This window comes from Marinobacter sp. V032 (genome assembly GCF_052645435.1).
This window is the reverse complement of record NZ_JBQXYE010000001.1, coordinates 371,152-393,043: the sequence shown is the minus strand read 5'-3', so window position 1 is coordinate 393,043 and position 21,892 is coordinate 371,152. Positions and strand designations below refer to the sequence as shown.

Annotated in this window: 21 protein-coding genes; 14 read left to right on the top strand and 7 right to left on the bottom strand. The window is 57.1% G+C overall.

Going from position 1 to position 21,892, the window contains the following annotated elements; all coding sequences use genetic code 11:
* Nucleotides 1-6: 6 nt before the first annotated feature.
* A complete protein-coding gene (locus ACUN9X_RS01790; protein WP_445472008.1) occupies nt 7-1,056 on the bottom strand; it encodes a L,D-transpeptidase family protein in 1,050 nt (349 codons plus the stop codon).
* A 294-nt stretch (nt 1,057-1,350) separates the two neighbouring features.
* Between ACUN9X_RS01790 and ACUN9X_RS01785 the strand changes: the two genes are divergently transcribed.
* Nucleotides 1,351-2,283: a mechanosensitive ion channel family protein gene (locus tag ACUN9X_RS01785; RefSeq protein ID WP_260037131.1), complete on the top strand. Its 933-nt coding sequence runs from the start codon at nt 1,351-1,353 to the stop codon at nt 2,281-2,283.
* A gap of 54 nt (nt 2,284-2,337) precedes the next feature.
* Here the strand turns inward: ACUN9X_RS01785 and ACUN9X_RS01780 are convergent, their stop codons facing one another.
* Nucleotides 2,338-2,916 carry a TMEM165/GDT1 family protein gene (locus ACUN9X_RS01780; protein WP_260037130.1) on the bottom strand — a complete coding sequence of 193 codons (579 nt, stop codon included), beginning with the start codon at nt 2,914-2,916 and terminating at the stop codon, nt 2,338-2,340.
* A 418-nt stretch (nt 2,917-3,334) separates the two neighbouring features.
* On the opposite strand from ACUN9X_RS01780, the gene ACUN9X_RS01775 reads away from it, so the two are divergent.
* Genes ACUN9X_RS01775 through fhuB form a run of 4 tightly spaced genes read left to right on the top strand, consistent with a single transcriptional unit; the run spans nt 3,335 to nt 7,824 of the window.
* Entirely contained in the window at nt 3,335-4,111 is a 777-nt protein-coding gene (locus tag ACUN9X_RS01775; RefSeq protein WP_445472007.1) for a siderophore ferric iron reductase, read from the top strand.
* A complete protein-coding gene (locus ACUN9X_RS01770; RefSeq protein WP_260037127.1) occupies nt 4,095-4,862 on the top strand; it encodes an ABC transporter ATP-binding protein in 768 nt (255 codons plus the stop codon). Before ACUN9X_RS01775 ends, ACUN9X_RS01770 begins: the two co-directional genes overlap by 17 nt.
* Nucleotides 4,863-4,879: 17 nt before the next feature.
* Entirely contained in the window at nt 4,880-5,800 is a 921-nt protein-coding gene (locus ACUN9X_RS01765) for an ABC transporter substrate-binding protein (protein WP_445472006.1), read from the top strand.
* Nucleotides 5,801-5,814: 14 nt separating this feature from the next.
* Nucleotides 5,815-7,824, top strand: coding sequence for a Fe(3+)-hydroxamate ABC transporter permease FhuB (gene fhuB / locus ACUN9X_RS01760; protein WP_260037123.1), 2,010 nt, complete (start codon nt 5,815-5,817; stop codon nt 7,822-7,824).
* 54 nt (nt 7,825-7,878) lie between these two features.
* Here the strand turns inward: fhuB and ACUN9X_RS01755 are convergent, their stop codons facing one another.
* Nucleotides 7,879-8,310, bottom strand: a complete 432-nt coding sequence (locus ACUN9X_RS01755) for a MarR family transcriptional regulator (RefSeq protein ID WP_260037121.1) — start codon at nt 8,308-8,310, stop codon at nt 7,879-7,881.
* Between the two features lie 180 nt (nt 8,311-8,490).
* Here ACUN9X_RS01755 and ACUN9X_RS01750 point away from each other — a divergent pair, with 180 nt between their 5' ends.
* Entirely contained in the window at nt 8,491-8,703 is a 213-nt protein-coding gene (locus ACUN9X_RS01750; protein WP_260037119.1) for a DUF3565 domain-containing protein, read from the top strand.
* A gap of 38 nt (nt 8,704-8,741) precedes the next feature.
* Here ACUN9X_RS01750 and ACUN9X_RS01745 read toward each other — a convergent pair whose 3' ends face one another.
* Nucleotides 8,742-10,028 carry an MFS transporter gene (locus ACUN9X_RS01745; RefSeq protein WP_260037118.1) on the bottom strand — a complete coding sequence of 429 codons (1,287 nt, stop codon included), beginning with the start codon at nt 10,026-10,028 and terminating at the stop codon, nt 8,742-8,744.
* 345 nt (nt 10,029-10,373) lie between these two features.
* On the opposite strand from ACUN9X_RS01745, the gene ACUN9X_RS01740 reads away from it, so the two are divergent.
* Entirely contained in the window at nt 10,374-11,237 is an 864-nt protein-coding gene (locus ACUN9X_RS01740) for a helix-turn-helix transcriptional regulator (RefSeq protein WP_445472005.1), read from the top strand.
* Between the two features lie 20 nt (nt 11,238-11,257).
* Here the strand turns inward: ACUN9X_RS01740 and ACUN9X_RS01735 are convergent, their stop codons facing one another.
* Complete coding sequence (locus ACUN9X_RS01735) at nt 11,258-11,665, bottom strand: hypothetical protein (protein WP_260037115.1); 408 nt, start codon at nt 11,663-11,665, stop codon at nt 11,258-11,260.
* Between the two features lie 76 nt (nt 11,666-11,741).
* On the opposite strand from ACUN9X_RS01735, the gene ACUN9X_RS01730 reads away from it, so the two are divergent.
* The 6 genes from ACUN9X_RS01730 to ACUN9X_RS01705 all read left to right on the top strand — a co-directional run bounded on the left by ACUN9X_RS01730 (nt 11,742) and on the right by ACUN9X_RS01705 (nt 18,857).
* Nucleotides 11,742-13,472: an ExeM/NucH family extracellular endonuclease gene (locus ACUN9X_RS01730; protein ID WP_445472004.1), complete on the top strand. Its 1,731-nt coding sequence runs from the start codon at nt 11,742-11,744 to the stop codon at nt 13,470-13,472.
* 112 nt (nt 13,473-13,584) lie between these two features.
* Nucleotides 13,585-14,508 (top strand): alpha/beta fold hydrolase, encoded by a 924-nt coding sequence (locus ACUN9X_RS01725; protein WP_260037111.1) that lies wholly within the window; start codon nt 13,585-13,587, stop codon nt 14,506-14,508.
* Between the two features lie 130 nt (nt 14,509-14,638).
* Entirely contained in the window at nt 14,639-15,709 is a 1,071-nt protein-coding gene (locus tag ACUN9X_RS01720) for an AraC family transcriptional regulator ligand-binding domain-containing protein (RefSeq protein ID WP_445472003.1), read from the top strand.
* 155 nt (nt 15,710-15,864) lie between these two features.
* Nucleotides 15,865-16,458 (top strand): ATP-dependent zinc protease family protein, encoded by a 594-nt coding sequence (locus tag ACUN9X_RS01715; protein ID WP_260037108.1) that lies wholly within the window; start codon nt 15,865-15,867, stop codon nt 16,456-16,458.
* 327 nt (nt 16,459-16,785) lie between these two features.
* Nucleotides 16,786-17,601, top strand: coding sequence for an SDR family NAD(P)-dependent oxidoreductase (locus ACUN9X_RS01710; RefSeq protein WP_445472002.1), 816 nt, complete (start codon nt 16,786-16,788; stop codon nt 17,599-17,601).
* Between the two features lie 131 nt (nt 17,602-17,732).
* Nucleotides 17,733-18,857, top strand: coding sequence for a GGDEF domain-containing protein (locus tag ACUN9X_RS01705; protein WP_260037106.1), 1,125 nt, complete (start codon nt 17,733-17,735; stop codon nt 18,855-18,857).
* Between the two features lie 9 nt (nt 18,858-18,866).
* On the opposite strand, the gene ACUN9X_RS01700 is transcribed toward ACUN9X_RS01705, so the two are convergent.
* Together ACUN9X_RS01700 and ACUN9X_RS01695 are read right to left on the bottom strand one after the other, a co-directional pair.
* On the bottom strand, nt 18,867-19,442 hold the full coding sequence (locus tag ACUN9X_RS01700) for a DJ-1/PfpI family protein (protein ID WP_260037104.1): 576 nt from the start codon (nt 19,440-19,442) through the stop codon (nt 18,867-18,869).
* Between the two features lie 159 nt (nt 19,443-19,601).
* Entirely contained in the window at nt 19,602-20,495 is an 894-nt protein-coding gene (locus ACUN9X_RS01695; RefSeq protein ID WP_260037102.1) for a metal-dependent hydrolase, read from the bottom strand.
* A gap of 280 nt (nt 20,496-20,775) precedes the next feature.
* Here ACUN9X_RS01695 and ACUN9X_RS01690 point away from each other — a divergent pair, with 280 nt between their 5' ends.
* A complete protein-coding gene (locus ACUN9X_RS01690; RefSeq protein WP_445472001.1) occupies nt 20,776-21,882 on the top strand; it encodes a helix-turn-helix domain-containing protein in 1,107 nt (368 codons plus the stop codon).
* Nucleotides 21,883-21,892 lie beyond the last annotated feature (10 nt).

Sequence of the window (21,892 nt, the reverse complement as noted above, 5' to 3'; positions counted from 1 at the left end):
ATTTCCTTAATGGGAAACCCGCTCTTTCCTGCCTGACTCAACGCTTGCTTTGGCCACCTGCCGGGTCCGCTCGCCGACCAGGCGGGGAATGCCGTCCGCCTGATCAATCGCGTTCTCGACAGCTGCTCGCTGGAACTCGAGGCCGGGGTTGGATTCCATCAAGGTATCCATGCGCGCCATCACGGCTTTCCACAAGCGGTCCTTGGTTTGTGCGTCCAGGTCCTCTTTCGGACGATGCACTTCAAGCCAGACTTCATTGCCGTTCAGGCCCACTTTGACCGGTTGATCGACAAACGCCACCGGAGTGCCCTTGGGCACGTCAAAAACGAGTTCCTTGATATCGTTGTTGTACATGCGGATGCAGCCGTGGCTGACCTGCATGCCGATACCGAACTTCTTGTTGGTGCCATGAATCAGGTAACCCTCTGCGCTGAGCTTGAGCGCGTAGTTGCCCAACGGATTTTCGGGCCCGGGCGGGATCACCCTTGGCAGCGGTGTGCCTGAGGCTTCATATTCTTCCCGTACACTTTTCGGCGGGTACCAGGCGGGCGATTCGAGCCGCATGGTGACCTTGCTTTTGGTTAGCGGAGAAGGGTTCTGTTCGCTGCCAACACCGACGGGATAGGTTTTAACGCCACCATCCTTGTAGTAATAGAGGCGGAATTCAGCCAGATTGACCACAATGCCTTCACGTGGTGAATCCGGCAACACATGCTGCTGTGGCAGGGTAATGCGTGTGCCATCGCCCGGCAGCCAGGGATCGATACCCGGATTGGCGTGCACCAGCTCAAGATAGCCTATGCTGGTTCGCGTGCCGATATCGGCGAAGGTATCTTCGTAGCGGGTGGTCATTGACTGCATGCTGCCAATCACATCATCCTTGACGGGAAACAGCCGGTTTTCGCGCGGTGCTTCAGTGGCCTTTTCTGGCTTGGCGGATGATGCCTGGGGGCTATCTGGTGCAACGACAGGGGTCGACTGAACATTATCTGCCCTGGCCGACAGTGCAAAAAGCGCCAGACTGGTAACCATCAGACTGCGTCTGAATACTGCCATTTCTCTTCCTTTGGGCATCTATCGCCCTGACTTTCAATGATGTGTTTGCCGATGCTGGCCCTGCAGCCGCACTGTTAAAGCAAATGACGTTACCCGTTGCGCGCCAGCGCGTCCAGTGTGGACAATATGAGCACATAGTGATCGATACCGCTATTATCTCATAGAGTGACAGCGTCGCGGGATAATGGTTCGAATGGACAAACCAAGACTGCAGTTGCCCAGTGCAATACACCATACGGTGTTGCCGAAGTGTGAGGGCCGGCAATCCCGTTCAAATAAAGAGAGTGGCCTGTTGTGAATCCGGACACCATTAATGAATGGCTGAATTATTCGCTGATAACCCTGGGGGACGTGGAAATACGCGTTTCAGGTGTGTTGGCAGCGTTTGCAGCATTGATTATTACAATGCTGGCTTCGCGTGTTCTGCGGCGCGGGCTGGACGCGCTGGCGGGGCGGCGCCAGTCAATGAACGATGCGTCGATCTATACCATCAAGCGTATGGTCCACTACGCGCTGATTGCGTTGGGCATACTGGTGGCCCTGTCATTTCTCGGCCTGGATATGAGCAAGATGGCGATAATTGCCGGTGCGCTGGGTGTGGGGATCGGTTTTGGTCTGCAGAACATCGTCAACAACTTCGTCTCCGGGATTATTATCCTGTTTGATCGTACGCTGAAGGTCGGCGATTTCATGGAACTGGCGTCGGGCCTTCGGGGCGAGGTACAGGCGATTCATATTCGCAGCACGATTATCCGCACGCCGGATAATATCGAAATTATTATCCCCAATTCCGAATTGGTTAACGGCCAGGTCACCAACTGGACCTTTTCGGATGCTAATTGCCGGTTACGCATTCCGTTTGGTGTGGCTTACGGCAGTGACAAGGAGTTGGTGCGCAAATCAGTGCTGGAAGTGGTTACTGCGAATGCCTACACGGTGAGCGGCGTGACCGACCGCGATGCAAAAGTATGGATGACCGGATTTGGCGACAGCAGTCTCGATTTCGTACTGGCGGTCTGGATTCAGCCGGAAGTGCTCAAGCGCCAGTCCGATGTCATTTCCAGTTATCTGTGGGGGATTGATGATGTCTTCCGTCGCGAGGGTATCGAGGTGCCTTTCCCGCAACGGGATTTGCATTTGCGCTCTGCCGGTTCCGCTATCCAGATAGAACGCGTGGCGCCTAATGGCGAGGTTTCCGTCAGCAAGGCCGACCCGTTAAAAGACTAGAGTCCCGCCGGGCTAGTGAATCAACCCGGCGGGATGCACCCCCTGCAACGGCAATCAGCTGAGCTGGACACCGTTATAGGCGCCCCATAGCGTGATGATCCCAAGGATAATGAACAGCACGCAGGCTGCGATCCGGGCTGTTGTCAGAGGCATGCGATCCATCAGCCAGCGCCCCGCCATGATGATCGGGACATTGGCGAGCAGCATGCCCACGGTCGTGCCCAGTACCACCATCAGCGTGTTGTCGTAGCGGGCAGCCAGCACCACGGTCGCGATCTGGGTCTTGTCACCGATTTCTGCGAGAAAGAACATCACTGTGGTTGCGGTAAAGGCGCCGAATCGAAGCAGGCCCGAGTCTTCGCTGTCGTCTTTGTCGGGTATCAGCAACCAGACAGCAATCGCGATGAAACTGCCGGCGATGATCCATGGCAGCCAGCCTGCGGGAATAACTTCGGCCAACCAGGCGCCGAGCAGAGCCGACAATGCGTGGTTGAGGAGTGTTGCTACAAGAATGCCAAGCACAATAGGTGTGCGGTGGGCGAAGCGGCAGGCAAGAAACAGTGACAGTAGCTGGGTTTTATCGCCAATTTCGGCAATCGCTACAGCCAGTGTTGAGGCAAGAAAGGCGTCCATTGAATCTCCGTAGACAGGGGGCGGTTTATTTTCAGACACTGGGATAGATCGACCCCCGCCCCATGGCAGATCGATATATCCCAGGTCTCGTCAATCCTCGAATAACAGGACGTAGCGGCCATGAGGATGTGCCTCAAGTTTGTTGACCGCCACCCGGAAGGCCAAGCCTTGCCGGAGACTACTCCCCTGGAGATGCCCGCATAATAGCCAAACCTGCGTGCCGGGACAACTTTCACGGGCTGGATGTCGGGGTAAGCCGGTAACCCGTCATTGGGCTGTTTTAGTAAGCTTAATGATATAAATTCGCATTTGCGTTAGGTGGGGTGCATAGGTAGACTTGTTCTCATCACAATGGCGCTGCGGCGACGCGTTTGGACGCCCGGGGCCCTTCCCTATTCTGCTATGTCTGCATCTGCCCATGCCCCAGATTCAATCATCTGATCTTGACCGGTTTTTCCAGCTGTCTTCGCTGGTGCATCCCGCGTTAGCCGGGGAGCGGTATTCGGGGGATAGCCCGTGTGTTATCGCGGGGCAGGACAATCGGGATCTGATTGTCGCGCTGGTGGAAAGCTTGCAGGCCGGTTTTCCGGAAGCCGGTGCTCCCTACTGGTCAGCGCGATGCTGGACCTTTCTGGTCTGGCAGCCCATTGCACTTTCTATCGTTGGTGTGCACGGGGCGGGCGTATTGCCGCCGATAGATGCGCTGCGCCAGAAAACTGGTCCCGGGTACGGTTATGTCGCCGGCTACCAGTTACCCGACAGTGGCTGGCATGCGGATTCTGAGCTGGCGCTTATCGATGCCGGTGGAGCCGTTTTGCGTCAGGTGTGCGATCAGCTACTTGCCGAGTTGCGTGATGTTATCCGGTTCAAGCCCCTGAGTGCCATGCGTCTTGTGGCCGACAGTATTGTCGGCGGGTTGATGCGCTTGCCGGGCTTGCGTGACGGCGCAAATATGGATCGTCTGCAGTTTTTGGCCGACCGCTGGCTGGCCGCAGCAGGTCTTGAGGGGCAGTCGGGTCTTATTCCGGTGCAGCTGGATGACAATGTCGTCCGTCTCGGGCTCAGCAGAAAAGGTTGCTGCATGCATTATCGTTGTGCCGCTGATGACCTGTGTGCCGGTTGCCCCAAGTTCAGGCCCGCAGAGCGGTTGCAAAGCATCAGAGAAGAGTTGATGGAATATGCTGGAGCTCACTGATATTCGGGTGCACCGTGACGGGCGAGACATATTGGCGCTTGATTCCCTGACCATTAACGCCCGGGATTTTACGGTGATACTGGGTCATAACGGGTCGGGCAAATCCACCCTGATGAATCTGCTGGCCCGGCAGATGGCGCCGGATGAAGGAGCCGTCAAGCTGGAAGGCAAGCCCATCGACCGCTACTCCGCCCGGGATCTGGCCCGTAAAATTGCATTTCTTCCCCAGCGCCTGCCAGAGGTGGCCGGCTTGAATGTGCGCGAGTTGGTGCGTTTGGGGCGCTTCCCCTGGCGTGGCTTGTTTGGTCGTTGGCAGGCAGAGGATCTGGCCGCGATCGACGATGCAATGGTGCGCACAGACGTGACCCGCTATGCCGATCAGATTACCGACCAGTTGTCCGGTGGTGAGCGGCAGCGGGCGTGGATTGCAATGCTGTTGGCTCAGCAGTCGCCACTGCTGTTGCTGGATGAGCCAACGTCCGCGCTTGATTTGTCACATCAGTACGATTCCATGTCCCTGCTGCGGGATCTCAACCGGCAATCCGGTCGGGGTGTGGTGGTGATTCTGCATGATATTAATCTGGCAGCGCGCTTTGCCGATCGAGTCCTTGCGCTCAAGGGCGGACGGGTGGTGTTTGATGGCGCCCCTGATGAACTCTTGTCAGAGCCCCGTCTCAGTGAGCTCTACAGTATTGATATTCAATTGGTGTCGCAGCCGGGGCACACACGCCCGGTAGCGGTAGTGGCCTGATTTCAGAGAGGTAATTGATGGCTGTTCGTGCATTTTTTCTGACTGGGTTGTGCTGGCTGACGGTACTGTTTAGCAGCTCGGCATCGGCCGTCACCGTGACTGATAGTCGCGGCGAACACGAGTTCGACACCGTGCCTGAGCGGGTAGTCTCGATCAGCTGGGCGATGACCGAGGATGTGATCGGTTTGGGTATCCAGCCGGTAGGCGTCGCGGATATCGATGGCTACAACACCTGGGTAGTGCGTCCGGCGATACCGGATGGTGCCAGTGATGTGGGTAAGCGCGATGAGCCCAGCATTGAGCAACTGGCCGCGCTGAAGCCGGATGTGATTATCCTCTCCAACGGTCAGGAAGGTCTCATAGACAAGCTGGAGCAGATCGCGCCGGTATTGTTTTTCGATGCCTACAACAAGGATCACGACAACGCCAAAGCCGCACGCGAGATTTTCCTGGAGCTGGGCCGGTTATTCTACAAGGAGGCGATGGCCCGTCAGAAGCTGGACGCCATGGATGCCCATATCGCCAGCCTGAGTGAACAGCTCAAAGCGCATTTTGGACCGGATTTACCGCAGGTGACCGGTGTCCGCTTTGCCAGCAGCTCGGTCGTCATGGTGTATGGCCCCAACGCGATGTCGCAGGCGGCGTTGACTGAAATGGGGTTCGGCATGGCGATGGATCAGGAGTCCAACCAGTGGGGCATCGTGCAGAAGAAAATGACGGAGCTGAGCACGATCAGCAAAGACGGCATTCTGCTTTACTTCAAACCCTCACCGGGAGTTGAGAAACTGTTTGCCGCGCCCTTGTGGAAAGCCATGCCTGTCGCCCGTGCCAATCGAGTGGCGGGTGTTGAGTCGACGTGGAGCTACGGCGGCGCCCTGTCCATCGGCTACCTTGCCCAGGCCATGACGGACGCGTTGCTCACCATAGCACCCCAATGACCGCATCGGCCGTTATGTTTCGCAGCGCCCCTGACGTCAGGCGCAAGCGACTGATCCGCTACGGGCTGGCGGTTGGCTTGTTGTTGGTGGGGTTTCTGCTTCATCTCCAGCTCGACAGCGCGTTGACGTTGTCGGACCAGTGGCGCATCGCGACCGGCGCCGCGCCGGATTCCTTCGAAGAGTTCCAGTTTTATTACGCCGCCATGCCGCGCGCCCTGTTGGCGGTCATGGTCGGTGCTGTGATGGCGCTGGTGGGCAGTTTGCTTCAACAGGTCACCCAGAACCCTCTGTTGTCACCCATGACGCTGGGCGCATCGTCAGGCGCCTGGTTGGCGCTGGTGTGTGTCAGTATCTGGCTGCCGGACCTGCTGGCTGATTATCGTGCCTGGTTTGCAATGGGTGGCGCCCTTGTCTCGGTCACGCTGGTATTGTTGATTGCCGGGCGCAGTGGTCTCGGTGGTTTGCCGGTGATCCTGGCCGGTATGGCCACCCATATTCTGATGGGTGCCGTCGCCACTGCGGTTATCCTCCTGAACCCCTATTCCGCTGACAGTCTGTTTATCTGGGGAGCGGGGGATCTTACCCAGACCGACTGGGAATGGGTCAGGTGGTTGCTGCCCAAGCTTAGTGTTGCATTGGTTATCCTGTTGATTGCACCCCGCCCGCTCACACTTTTACGATTGGGAGATGCTGCGGCCAGCGCCCGGGGATTGAGCACGGGGCCTGTGTTGGCGGTTCTGTTGTTGCTGTCCTTGTGGCTGGTTTCCAGTGCAATTACTGCGGTAGGGGTTATCAGCTTTATTGGTCTGATTGCGCCCAATATTGCCCGTAATCTGGGGGCCAGAACGTCGCTCGACGAACTGGTATTCAGCCTGGTTCTCGGGGCGCTATTCCTGCTGTTTACTGACGGGTTGGCTGTCATTATCAGTCAATGGACGCCGGATATGGTGCCCAGCGGAACGACTGCTGCGCTGATCGGTGCGCCGGCGCTGATCTGGTTCGCTCGAAGCAAGCTGTCGTCCCGGGACCAGACAGCGTTACAGGTGCCGGAAGGTGCAGCACGCGTGCGCCGCGGAGTCTGGATTGGTGTGCCTGTATTGCTGACCTTGCTGACGCTTTTACATCTGGCATTTGCGCCGGCTGCGCTCTCGCCGTTCGATCTGTCGGCGCTATTCCAGTGGCCGTCGGATCTCGTGTTGTCGCTGCGCTGGCCCCGGATCGTGACCGCCCTGTGCGCGGGCGCGGGAATGGCCGTTGCAGGATTGATTCTGCAACGCCTGATTCGCAACCCGCTGGCCAGTCCGGACATTCTGGGCATGTCCGCCGGGGCGACGTTTGCGCTGGTGGCGTTCACCGTATTTGTCGGCGGCTCGATTCATGAAGGTGGCCCGTTTATCGCCTTCGCTGGCAGTGCCTCCGTGTTGGCTGTGCTGTTATTACTGGGACGTAAAACCCGGTACGCGCCGGGTATCATGATTCTGGTAGGCATCTCGCTGTCAGCGGTGATTGAGGCGCTGGTGCACTTCGTGCTCGCCAAGGGCAGCGATCAGGCCTATGCCATTATCGGCTGGCTGTCGGGGTCGACTTATCGGGTGTCTTCCGGGCAGGCGCTGTTCCTTGCGGCTGGTACGGTGTTGCTGTTTCTGTTCTCGCTGATGGCCTCGCGGGCACTCACGCTGATTTCAGCTGGTGATGCCATCGCACAGGCCCGGGGACTGAACACTCAGCGTTCCCGGTTTGTGTTGCTGGTATTGGTTTGCGGGTTTTGTGCGCTGGTCACCGCTATTATGGGGCCAATTGCCTTTGTCGGCTTGCTGGCACCGCATGTGGCGACGATGCTGGGGGCTCGAAAAGTATGGCCGCAACTATGGCTGGCGCCCGCTGTCGGCATGATGCTGATGTTGTTTTCGGACTGGCTGGGGTGGGCGCTGCTGTACCCCAAACAAATGCCTGCGGGTACGATTGCGGCTATTCTGGGTGGGGCTTACTTCATCTTTCTGCTGACTCGGCGGCGGTTGGGTTAACCGCCACCTGTCATCATTCCTGTGGGCCATCGGAGTGACCCGCGAGACTTGCTCTCAACGATTCTGTAGCTGATCGCCGTTAATCATGATGCGGTTGAACACGCTCATCGCAATGGCGAGGTCGTCGTCACTGACGCCTTCCAGCATCTCTTCGCGCAAGGTGTCTGCGCGGCTGTTCAGGTCATCCATAAACGCTTCGCCGGACGGCGTCAGGTGCAGGCGACGTGCCCGACGGTCTTTCTGGCAGGGGCGACGCTCGATCAGGTTCTGGCCTTCAAGGCTATCCAGCAAACGCACCAGCGTCGGGTTTTCAATGGCCATGAGGTTGGCCAGCTCACGCTGGGTCAGGCCTTCTCCGCCTTTTTGCAGGTAAACCATGGTGGTCCAGCGTGCCTGGGTTACGCCTAGCTCCTTCAGACGCTCATCCAGCAGTTTGCGCCAGCGACGAGTGACTCGGGCAACAGCAAAAGGAAATTGATCCTTCATTGATTCAGACTCCCAACTTTAAAATAGGAATGATTACCCGCTAGAGGCACAGGCAGGTTTACTCAGAGGTTCCCTAATAATAGTTTGCTAACATGTGTAATGGGAACAGTTTTGTTGTAAAAATCATACTCAGGGAAAACCGAAAAATCAGCAGGTCATTGATAGCGGGGCGTTTGCAGGATGATCCAGATCATTACCGGCTTTGTTCAGGATGAAGAAGGCGACTGGGTGGCGTTACTGGCCTGTGGGCATCGGCAGCATGTCCGCCACAAGCCGCCATTCGTGAACCGGCCCTGGACGACGACGGCCTCAGGTCGAGCCGGGCGAATCGGCACGACGCTGGCCTGCGTCAAATGTGACCGCCAGGAACCTAGAGATTTTGAGGCGGAATAAAGGCTCGCCCTGAGGCCTTGTCCAAGACCCGCCTATGGCTACTGATGGCGGGTTTCTTCCTCTTCTTCCATTGCTTGCACCTCTGCCGAGACATGAAAGTCTTCGTTTCGCGGATCCATTTCTGCCAGTGCGGTTGAGCTTTGCGGCATGGTCGCCACGAAATGCTCCTGCGCTTCTATCGGAATATCCTCGGTTGTAACGATGTAATAGCCGGTCATCGCAGCGAGCAGGAGCAGGAACCCGGCACAGCCCAAAAACAATCCCTGGGGTCCGATGATGGCAATCAATTCAGACATGACGACAGGGCCGATGACGCTGCCAATGCCATAGCTCAGTAGCAATGTGGCGCTGGCCGATACGATGTGGTGCTGCTCCATGCGGTCATTGGTGATGGCCACCGCGATTGGATAGAGCGCCGCCGCCAGCCCGGTAAATGCGCCGACTGCTGCGATCAGCAGAATCGGGTACTCGACGCCTAACAAAGCAGCTGCCAGCGCTGCAATTGCGCCGATAAACGACACGCTTAACATTACGCGCCGGCGATCATGGCGGTCGCAAATACGACCCAGCGGCCATGCCAGTATCATCGCCGCCACAATCGCAATCGCCATAAACAGGGAGGTTTGTTTAAGGTCAAGGCCGATCATCGTGGCGTATACCGGCCCCAACGCATAAAAGGCGCCGAGCAGCACGCCACAGATCAGCGCGCCGCCAATGCCGGTGGTGGACTGGCGCAGCAAGGTCAGCACGGACATCCGCTCAACAACCTCGATCGTCGGCGCCGGCATCCGTGTAAGGGACAGGGGCACCAGCGCGAGACTCAACAGAATGGCGGCAATGGAAAATAGCTTGAAGGACTCGGGATCACCCACGTTGACGATAAGCTGACCGCCGGCCACGGAGACAAAAAACACGATCTGGTACACGGCAAACAGGGCGCCGCGGTTGGCATTGGTGGCTCGACTGCTGAACCAGCTCTCGATCACCAGCAGCACGCCTGCCATGCAGAATCCTGAAAGAGCCCGCAGCAACGCCCAGAACACCATGGTCAGTGCCATGGGGTACAGCAGCGCCGTAACCGAGGCGAGTGCCGCGAAAGCAGCAAACGCACGAATGTGGCCGACCCGCTCAATGATCCGGTTAACGTAGAGCGTACCGACCACAAAACCGACGGAATAACACACCAGTACGCGGCCGATGGTCGCCGGATCAATAGCCTCAAGACTGAGGCGGATGCCCAGCAATGTCATCAGAAACGCATTGCCGCTGACCAGCAGCATAATGCTGAGAATCAAAGCAAACAGCGATGCGACTGTTCGGGTCATGTTTACAGCTCCGGAAAGTGGCCGGCAGGAAGTGTCCGCCTGTTTATCAGGTCAGTCCATGCCCAAACATAGCACTGCCTTGCAAACCCTGCCGAAAGGCGTTGTGTAAAACCGTAATGACGCCCGCAAAGCCGTGCCTTTTGCGGGGCGAAGAGTTTTATGGCGGAGATGTTACCTGAATGTAAGTGGTGGATTTAATTATAAACCGACAAACTGTACACATCATGTTTGACGTTATTTAACATTAATGTGCCGTAACACGCGTCGCATATGGAAAGCTGTTAGCATATTCAGCGCTGGTCAAGGAATGATCGGAATTCAATCAGTTATGAAGAGCACCAAATCATGAAAAAAACGGATTGGCCCATACGGTGGGATCTCCTTTTACGTTACCGCCTGATTGAAATTATCGCCTTGTGGGAAGGGCGTCTGACAACTAATCACATCTGTCATGCCTTTGGTATCGGCCGACAGCAAGCCTCCAAAGATATCAATACCTATCTGCGTGAAGTGGCGCCGGGCAATCTCGAGTATGACCGGCACCTCAAGGGCTATGTGCCAGCGCACCAGTTCCGTCCTGCGGTGACTCAGGGGCGGTCAGACGAATATCTGGAAGTACTGGGGCGCGATCATGCCTTGAGCGAGACTTTTGAATCGCTGGACCTGGGTTTGCCCAACACTGAAATTCTGCATATTCCCCGTCGGCTGGCGGAGCCGGATGTTGTTCGCCCGATTGTGATGGCGACACGCCAGGGGCGTCGCCTCGAAGCAGAGTATTTTTCACTGTCCAACCCGCAGGGCGAGCGTCGTGTAATTGAACCGCATACGCTGGTCTACAGTGGTCAGCGCTGGCATGTCCGGGCCTGGTGCGAATGTAACAGCGAATATCGCGACTTTGTGCTCAGTCGTTTCCGGGGCGATCCGCAGGTACTGCCTGAGCGCAGCCGCCACAAGGCTCGCAATGATGAGGCGTGGAATACTCAGGTGACCATCATATTGCGTCCGGATCAGCGCCTGACCGAGCAGCAGCAAGACATTATCGCCAATGATTATGCGATGACGAATCGTGAGCTGCGGGTTGAGACTCGTGGATCACTGGTACGCTACCTGCTTTCCCTGGCTGGACTGGGGGTCGACATGCCGAAACGCGATCCGCTTATCCAGCAGATCGAACTGGCGAATGCCGAGGCCTTGGAAGCCTGGTTGTAGAATTCGGCTGATATGAAGGGTCAGTGGCTTTCGGCATACTGCCGGCGCCACTGATCGATCCCTGCCGCCCATTGCTCTGCCCGATCCTTGCGGGTGTTAGTGGTCAGGCCAATGGATGGGCACTCCGGGTCATCAATGCTGACAACCACCTTGTAACGGTGCCGGTTGGCTTCCATTTCCTGTTCGTCAATTGTCACCCCGGTAATCTGGCTGGCGTGAAACAGCTTGAATGTGCCCGGCCACACTACCGCAAATCTGCCCGACCCTTTCTCTGTTACCAGCGACACATTGCTGTCCCAGCACTGATCCTTGATGAAGCCTTCCTGCACAAGCGCCCCCATTGCCGTCGAGGTTCGCCGTCGTTGTATCAGCATCAGGGCCGCTATTGCGCCAATCCCCAGCAGGATGTAAATCACAGTCATACTCATTGAAGTCGTCTCCGGGTTATCCTGAGCCGCTGACCGGCCTTATGCGTCGCACTGCTTTCACTTTAACAGGAGACTTATGCTCTCGCGTATCACCGCACTGCTCTTGTGCTGCTCCGCCCCGTTCGCGGTGGTCGCGCAATGTGGCGATCCCTACACGCCGGTGGCCGGGATTCAGGGCGAACAGGATGCCTCGCCGCTGGCGGGGCAATCGGTGGTTGTTGAAGGGGTTATGACGCTCGACAGCCGGTCAAAAGACGGTCTCTCCGGCTTTTATATGCAAGCGAGTGATGAGGATGTCGATGACAGTTCGCGAACCTCTGAGGCTGTGTTTGTGCACACCAAACGTGCGGGTGGCCAGGTGGGACATCGGGTACGGATCAAGGGGCAGGTGAAAGAATATTACGGCCTGACGGAAGTCACCCGCCTGTCCTCACTGATGGATTGTGGTGCCGCAGCGCTACCAGCACCGGTCATGCTGTCATTTCCCTTGCCGGGGGCTTCCCGGCTGGAATCGTTGGAGGCTATGCGGGTCAGGTTCTCGGCACCGCTGACGGTCGTTGATGTCCATGATCTGGGACGCTTCGGCGTGGTAGCGCTGGCCGCGACTGATCAGTGGCAAAAGGACAACAGCGAAGATTCGACCATGGCGGGCAACGCAATCACCCGGATTCTGCTGGATGATGCCAGCAATCGCCAGAATCCGGATGGTGCAAACTGGCTGGGTGGGCAGTTCAGGGCTGATCGTCTGGTCCGGGCGGGGAGTCAGCTTGAATCGGTCAGCGGAATACTGGATTTTCGATACAAGGCCTGGCGTATTCAGCCGGACAGGCCGCCGGTTGTCGTTGACCGTAACCCCCGACCCGCAGCGCCAAGGGCGCCGGTAGACGGCAGTCTGCGGGTGGCGAGCTTCAACGTGCTCAACTTCTTTAACGGTGACGGCAAGGGCGGCGGTTTTCCCACTGCCCGGGGAGCGGATAACAGGCAGGAGCTGTTACGCCAGCAGGCAAAACTGGTGTCGGCATTGCAGCAGTTAAAAGCTGACGTGGTCGGTTTGATGGAGTTGGAGAATGACGGCTCAGGCCCCGAGAGTGCTATCGCGGAACTGACGCAGGCGCTGGGTGTGCCCTGGACATTCGTTTACACAGGCAATCGAGTAGGGCGAGATGCCATTCAGGTTGGCATTATCTACCGTGCCGACAGGGTGACGCCGGTGGGGGATGCCGTCATCCTCAATGACGGCCCTTTCGCTCGCTTCAGCCGGCCGCCGGTCGTGCAGCGGTTTCGAGCGCAGACATCGGACTTTTCGTTTCGGGTGATGGTCAATCATTTCAAATCACGCTCCTGTCGCAATGCCAAAGGCGACAACAGCGACCAGCACGATGGCGAAGGGTGCTATGCCCCGGCACGTCGAGATGCAGCCCGCTCGCTGGTCAACTGGTTAGCCTCGGCATCGCCCCGGGAGGCAACGCTGCTGCTGGGTGATCTCAACAGTTATGCCGGTGAATCGCCGCTGACTATTCTGGCGGCCGGCGGCTATCGTCAGCCGATGCAAGGCAGCAATCCGTCGCATTACACCTACCGCTTTTTCGGTGTTAAAGGCTCGCTGGACTATGTGCTGGCAGATACTGCGTCGGCTTCTCGGTTAACCGGTGTGGGTGTCTGGCACATCAATGCAGATGAGCCGCCTATGCTGGATTACAACCTTGAGCATCATCCCGAGGGGCGGGCAGATCGCCTCTATCAGGCAGCGCCCTGGCGCTCATCGGACCACGACCCGATTTATGTGGATATCAACACCGGCCCATGAGCAGACGCCAGCACTGGCAGTTTCGCCCGCCCATCTGAGGCCATACAGCCATGTTGTCTGTCGCCATTCCCGTTAGACTCGGTATTTATCGTCGTCGACAAGGTTTTATGTCATGCCCGCAGATTCTCCCGTAGTGTCAGGTCTTCAACGTACTCTGAGCCGAATACCCGACCCCTGGCCGATGGCCCGCACCGGGCATCGCTGGCTTCAACGCATGCGCCGCCATTCAGCTGTGATCGACAACCATCGCGTTGTCTGGCTGGAATCCGGTAAGCGGAAACCAAACCGGCCTTCGTTGGTGCTGTTGCATGGGCTGGCCTCAATGAAAGAGAACTGGGGGGCCTGGCTGCCTCTTCTACCCCGCGACTGGCACGTGGTCGCAGTTGATCTGCCGGGGTTCGGCGAGAGCGACTACCGTGTGGGCGCATCCTACCGTTACCGTGATCAGGCCGATCGGATGCTGCAGTGGCTGGGTGCGGCCGGGCTTGGTGAGGTTCACCTGGTTGGCAGTTCGATGGGCGGCGCGATCGCCACCCTGATGGCTGATAAAGGCGGCGAACGTGTCGTCAGCCTGACGGTGATGAACAGTGCCGGTATTCCCGCAAATGACAAGGTTGACCTTGAACGGCCGCCGGTGTTCGACCGGTCAGTGCTGATTCCCGAGAGCTGGTCGGGTGTCTTCCGCATGTTCAATCAGGTTGGCAATGGCAAGGTTACTGCGATGGGGGTTGCCATGACCGGATTATTGGGTGGCGATCTGCTGAAACGAGCAGGTCAGCACCGGCATGTGTTCTCTGATATGGCCGCCGACCCCTATGCGCCTGCGCAGGCGTTACCAGAGCGAACCGGACCAACGCTGGTGATCTGGGGCGATCGGGATCGCATCACGCCAACCGGTTGTGTGGATTTCTATCGACAGCATATGCGCCACGCAGAAATTCATGTGATGCGAGGTGTCGGTCACCTGCCGATGGTTGAAAATCCGAAACGGTCGGTGGCGCTGTTGATCGATTTTCTGGCGCGTCAGGGGCGCTAGCACTTGCCAGTGCATGCCACGCACTTGGCCCGATCATCCTGTTGACGCGTCATTCCAGTCATGGGTTTTGTCAGCGATCGGTCCATAATCGATCGTATTACAATAATACATCCCCTTGAGGAATGCCGTCATGGCTGCCGCTGCTGCACAAGTTCAGGACTTGGGTCTACCTGCCATATATCTCCATACCATCGCAGAGCTTCTGCGCGAACGTGGCGTTGACGATCGGGCGATTCTGACGCGTGTCGGTCTTGATCCGGCTTGTCTGACCGATGATGACGTTCGGGTCTCGATGAACCAGGCCGGTGAATTCGTGACCCGGGCGGTCATTGAAAGCGGTGAGCCCGGACTGGGCATTCTGCTGGCCGGCGAACTGGTGTTGCCATTGCATGGCCCACTCGGTGTTGCCGCCATGAACAGTCGAACACTGGGCGAGGCCATGAGTCTGCTGGTGCGCTATCTCAAGCTGCGAGCACCCCACCTTGGCATTTTTCTGGAGACCGAAGGCAATTACACCGTGTTGCGTTTTACCGGCGGCAGCGAGCTGGGCATGCTGCAGAGTTTTATCATGGATGCCGTACTGTTTGGCTGCATCAAGATGAGCCTGCAGCTGTTGGGTAAACCGGTTGATGGCACCTTTGTGCGCCGACGGGGACGTGAGCCCAACTATTACCAGCGTTTCCGCCAGCGGATTCCGGTACCGGTCGAGTTCGAAGCAGTAGATGATGCTATCGTGATTCCAAACGCAGAACTGGCGGCACCAACGCGATTCAGTGATGAGCAGATGGCGAACATCTCCCGGGCCCAGTGCGAGCAAGCCTTGCAGCGGCTAACCGAAGATGCCTGTTTTGCGGCGAGAGTGCGTCGGGTAATCGAAACCAGCCATCCATTCCCACCGAAGCTGGCCCGCGTAGCCGCCACCCTGTTTGTATCCGAACGCACATTGAAGCGTCGCCTGCAGGAAGAAAACATCAGCTTTCAGGCGGTTGTGGACCAGGTTCGGCTGGATCGGGCGTCAGAATTATTACGCAGTACCTCCATGAGCCTGAGTCAGATTGCCGACGGTTTGGGCTACGCTGACGCCGCCAACTTTACCCGGGCATTCAAGCGCTGGACGGGGCTGAGCCCTAGCGCTTACAGGAGCGAACAGGCAAACCGTGACAGCGCACCCCGGCTTGCCCACCCTGTGTCAGGCCGTTGATTTCGGGGCATTCAAAACCTGTACATAATAATTGCACACGCATTACCTTTCGTTCAGATCCGTAGATCGATCAGCCGGGTTTCTGGCATGATTCTTTGCCATATACGGGGCGGATGAGATCGCCCCCGGATTCACTGAACGGAGGATCTACCTGCATGAAAACCTGGTTAACCCTGTGTTTTGCGACGAGTCTGGCGTTAACGACGCCGTTTGCCCTGGCCGCCGCCGATGACAACACCTCTGCCAGCTCTGCAGATGCGGAGCAGCTCGGATTTGTCGAATGGGTGGTTTTGCAGGATACCGGACTACGCATGAAAGCGCGTCTGGATACCGGTGCGAAGACCTCATCACTGCACGCTGTCAATGTTGAACCATTCGAGAAGGATGGCGAGGAGTGGGTCAGATTCGATCTTCCGCTGGATGACCATCTCGATCCGGAAAGTGAAGAAAATGCAGGTGTGGTGCTTGAGTTTGAGCGCCCTGTCACCCGCACGGTGCTGATCAAACGCAAGGGAGCCGAATCCCAGCGTCGTTATGTCGTCAAAATGGATTTCTGTATTGCCGGCAAGACCCACGAAACCCAGTTTTCCCTGACCGATCGCGGGCACTTCAGCTATCCGGCACTGCTGGGGCGTCGTTTCATGAAGGATGACAACGTGCTGATTGATTCTTCAGACAGTTTTCTGGCGGAAAAAGAATGCGGGCATCTGAGCCTGAGCGAGCTGGCTGAAAAGTACAAACAGGACTGAGCCCTTCCCGTGGCTGCCATGACAGCCCTGTCCTGGCGTAACACGTCTTAGAAACGGAGCACCTTGTGTGCTCCTTTTTTGTGGTGTCATCACAGGCCAATGTGGTGCCCGCGCAACGCGCCGATTGCTGTCCGATATGCCTCTTCGGGAACCTGACTCTAGTGCCGCGCCAGATTGTCGTTTGCTGCCATTAAAGGATGTGCAGTTGCTGATAAAGTGCTATTTAAAGTAAGTGCTTTAACGCGGCGCCGGAGTGTTGTACTCCGGCTGTCTGGTGGCAATGCAGATGCCGGGCTGGGCCATATACGTCAGGATGGAGAGGGATTGATGAAAGACTTAACCAACAAGGTTGCGGTTGTTACGGGTGCAGGCTCGGGTATCGGGCGTGCGCTGGCGTTGAAACTGGCAGAAAAGGGGTGCCGGCTGGCGCTGTCTGACGTCAACAAGGCGGGCCTGAAGCAGACTGCGGCCGCCTGCAAGCACGTCGGCGTCAAAACCTACGTGCTGGATGTGGCGGATCGCGATGCTGTCTATGCCCATGCCGAGGCTGTCGCCAAAGACTTTGGTCAGATCAATCTGATTATCAACAATGCGGGTGTGGCCCTGTCCGCCTCGGTGCGGGAAATGACAGATGAAGATTTCAAATGGGTGATGGATATCGACTTCTGGGGTGTTGCCCACGGTACCCGGGCGTTCCTGCCGCACCTGATTGCATCCGGCGACGGCCATGTTGTGAATATCTCGAGCGTGTTTGGCCTGATTGGTGTGCCCAAACAAAGCGCCTATAACGCGGCAAAATTTGCAGTGCGGGGGTTCACTGAAGCCCTGCGCCAGGAAATGAGCCTTGAAAATCTGCCGGTGCAGGTCAGCTGTGTGCATCCCGGTGGTATCCGCACCAACATTGCGAACTCGGCGCGAATGGGCAAGTCGGAAAACGCTGAAGCCCAGCGCAAGGGCTTTGACAAGCTGGCGGTGACCACTCCGGAGAAGGCGGCCCAGACGATTATAAAAGGCATCCTGAAAAATGATTCCCGTATTCTGGTAGGGCCTGATGCCTGGGGGATCGAGATGATCAACCGGCTGTTGGGCGCGGCTTACCAGCCGCTGGTCGAGCGCTTCTCGAAAAAGAATCTCTATATCTGAGACTCGACGGGCTGATCGAGGGCGTCAGGCAGGCGGGCTGTGCCGTTCAGTATTGCGCCGGTGGTCTATACTGGGCAAATAACGAGAAGAAAGGCTGCACTCGGCATAGCCTGTGATTCAAGGATTGGCCCATGAAACTCCTGAACCTGGACGGTTCGCGGCGCGACGACGCGATTGCCGATCTTGGTAAGCGTCCGTCTGCGCTGCGGGATGCGCACCGCCGCGCGCTGACGGGCATGATGTTCATGTGCACCGGCATTGTCCTGTTGGTTTTCGGGGTCATTCAGATCTTCAACCACAACCTGATGCTCTCGGTTTTTGAGTTTTGCGCTGCGGCAGCCCTCATCGTTTCGGCATTGAGGATCGAGAAAACCCAGCGGTTGATGCTCTGGACCTATGCCTACCTGATCTCCATTTTCAGCTTTCTGATTTACATTATTGTGATGCCTGATGCGTCGACGACGGCGTTTGTGTGGGTATTCATCATGCCGGTGTTTTCATATCTTTTGTTGGGTCGAATGGCCGGCTTCCTGGTGGCTGCGCCTTTTATGGCGGTAGGCGGCATTGCCTTTTTTGTGCAACTGGAAGCCATTAACAGTGCGAGGGTCGTTATTGATTTTCTTAACCCGTTTTTCTGTGCGGTGATGATGCTGTTGTTTGTGCAGGTTTATGAAACGCGCCGCGCTGACGCGGAGAATCGTCTGGTGATGCTGGCCGAGACTGATGCACTCACGGGGCTGGATAACCGGCGCAGATTCCAGTCGACGCTGGATCGCACACTGAGCGAGGCGAGGCGCAGCCAGGCCAGTTTTGCGCTGGTTATCATGGATATCGATCACTTCAAGCGCGTTAATGACAGTCTGGGGCATGATGCCGGCGACCGGGTGCTGCAGCGGATTGCGGTATGCCTTTCAGAGCGGTTGCGTACCACCGATTCTGTGGGACGCTTGGGTGGTGAAGAATTCGGGCTGTTGTTGCGGGACGTGAACCGCGCCAGCGCTCTTGAGCTGGTCAATGATCTGCGCCAGCGGATTGCCGGATTGGCGATGACGTATGATCAGCAAGTGCTGCACATCACGGCGTCGTTCGGGATCGCTTACTGGCCGGCGGATGCGGATCGGGCCAGCGAACTGTTTCAGGCGGCTGATCGCCGGCTTTATGATGGCAAGCATGCGGGGCGCAATACCGTGTTCGATCGGGATGACACCGCTCAGGCCGACGTGGCGATTTACTCCGATACGCCACCACCGGCCTGATGGCCGCGATTACAGCTTGATCTCGGCGCCCAATACTTTGAGAAATGCGGCAATCCACGCCGGGTGGGCGGGCCAGGCAGGTGCCGTGACCAGGTTGCCATCCACGTGAGCCTGATTAACCTCAATGTCTTTGAACGTGCCGCCCGCGCCCGTAACTTCCGGACCACACGCAGGATAGGCTGAACACTCCCGACCTTTGAGTACGCCGGCTGCAGCGAGCACCTGTGCACCGTGGCAAACCGCTGCGATGGGTTTGTTCTTGTCCGCAAAATAGCGAACGATGCTGAGTACGTCCTGGTTCAGGCGCAGGTACTCTGGCGCACGACCGCCGGGTATCACCAAACCGTCGTAGTCAGCGGGATTGATGGAAGCAAAGGTAGCGTTGAGCGCAAAGTTGTGGCCCGGCTTCTCGGAATACGTCTGATCGCCCTCAAAATCGTGAATCGCGGTACGGACGATTTCGCCGGATTTTTTGTCCGGGCAGACAGCGTGAACTTCGTACCCCACGGCCATCAGGGCCTGAAAGGGGACCATGACCTCGTAATCCTCAACGTAATCACCGACCAGCATCAATAATTGCTTCATCGTTACCCTCTCCTTTTGAGCCCATACGGAAGTATGTCTATAGCATTGATGATTGGCGGAGAATATCAAATGAACAATTAGTCGATAGGAATCCTGGCGCCGTCATGTAAAACGCAGAAGGCCCGCATGTGCGGGCCTTTGTTCAAGGTAGGCGTCAGATCACTGCAGGGTCCGGTTGCTGCCCTTTTGGTATTGCGGGGCAATGTGGGCACTGATCTGCTCCTTGAAGCTGGCGATCAGTTCACTGTTGTCATGCTGCCAGGGGTGGAAGCCCGGTTTAAAGTATTCAAGCCAGGTCGGTATCAGGCTTGAGAAGGCACCGTTTTTACCCCACATGCGCCAGAGTCCTTTGGCACTGTCTTTAAGGGAAAAATTCTTGCGGTCATTCAGCATCATTCGAGTGGTGAAGTAGGTGGCCATTACGCCGAGCGCCGCCGTGCTGAATGCCAGGTAAAAGGTGCGTTCCGCATAGGTGCCGCCTACCTGCTCAAAAACATCATAGGTCACCGCCTTGTGTTCGGTTTCCTCAATGGCATGCCACATCCACAGCGGGCGCATGGTTTCGTGCATGTCATCGCGGATGTCCGACCGCTCCAGCAGCATGTCAGCCATCATCGCGGTCATGTGCTCCAGGCCGCAGGTGATCGCCAGTTGGTGACGCTTGGGTAGCTTTTTCGATAGATTCAGGACCACCTCGAGGTGTTTCTCGAGCGCCTCAACCGGCATGCCCTGATCACGAACGTGCTGGTTCATTGCTTTGTGTTCCAGCGAGTGCATGGCTTCCTGCCCAATAAAGCCGCGCATTTCTTCTTTGAGTTCGGGGTCGGTTATATCGTCCCGATAGGCGCGGACCGCATCCACAAAGAACTGCTCGCCCTGGGGAAACAGCACGGAAAGCGCATTCATCATATGGCTCAACAGGTAGTTGTTGTCCAGCCAGTAATGGGGAACCTGTTCGTTAAACTCGAACCCCATGCGTTGGGCCTTGATTTCAACGTGATCGGGTTTGCGGGCGGATGTCGCCTTCTTGCTGTCTGTTGACGTGTTCAGCATTACTCCTCCTATGCGCAGGTTGCGCCTGAGCCGATGTCATAGGACCAGTTTCCCGGTTACAAGCATTAACCACCATGCGTAAAGAGGACGTTGGCCGTGGACCTTGGGCCATCAGTCTCATAAATTGACCTCAACGACCGGTATCGCTGGGCGCTGCACCAAATAGGGTGAGGGCGTCATCTGGTAGCATCTGTATGAGGCGTCGCCAAACAGCTACGCCTTGAGTGCTGTTCAGCGTCTTCCTATCCAGACCGACGAAACGGATCTAAAAGGACATAACATGGCCAAGCCTTCTCCCGATAAAGAACGCCAGATGCTGGGGCTGTTTTTGCTGCCCGGCGTTTATTTGCGTGTGCTGGCGGATACGGTCAAGCGTTTGGGTCACGACGACCGGCGGCTATATGAAGGGCTTAGTTTTGCACCGGACGAGCTGCAGGCAGCCGATAGTCGGGTGTTTGTGACAGATGCCATCATTTTCGCGGACCGGGCGATGGCAATGGCCGGTAAGGACGGGTTGAGTTTTCTGCTGGCCAGAGAGCTGCGGGTGACGATTCACGGCACGCTCGGTTTTGCCGCGCTGACCAGCCCGACCGTTGGCGGTGCGCTGGATTCCGTGCGCCGTTATCTGCAGTTGCGGGCACCCTTTCTGAGTCTTGTCATGCGCGATACCGGGGAGCATATGCTGGTGCAGCTCAGAAGTGAGTTCGAGGTGCCCGGGCTCTATCACTTTCTGGCCGAGACGGTGATGGCGACACTGGTGATGCTGGCAGAGCAGCTGGTCGACCGCGACAGTGCTTCGGAGCTTGGCTTTACGCTGGAAAATGGCAAGCTGCCCGGCGTGACGGCGCGGCTGAGCTGCCCTGAACCGGCGTATTACCCTCGCTTTGCGGCGCAGCTACCGGTCAGCTTCGAGTATGGTGCTGAAGCGGAAATGATGGTGTTTCCTGTAAAATTCATGGATATCCGCATGCGGCTTGCGGATGCCGATGCGTCCGAGATGGCGCGCAGCCAGTGTGAGTTTGAACTTCAGAAAGCGCTGAAGGAACAGGGCGATATTGTGCTGGCGATCCGCAATATGTTGCAGCTGACGCCAGGGCCTCTGCCCTCACTTGATGTCATGGCGGAGCGCTTTTGTGTGTCCTCCCGTACCCTGAAGCGGCGGCTGGCGGATCGTGACACAACCTATCGTGAGATTGTCGAGTCAGTGCTCAAGAACCGGGCGATCCAGTTACTGCGTTATACCAATCAATCGATTAGCGAAATTGCCTACGAGCTGGGTTATGCTGATCTTTCCAATTTCAGTCGCGCCTTTCGCAAGTGGACTGGCAAATCAGCCAGTGAGTTCCGCGAAGACGGGCCGGATCCTGCGCCCGAACTGGGGCCATAGGCTGTCAGTC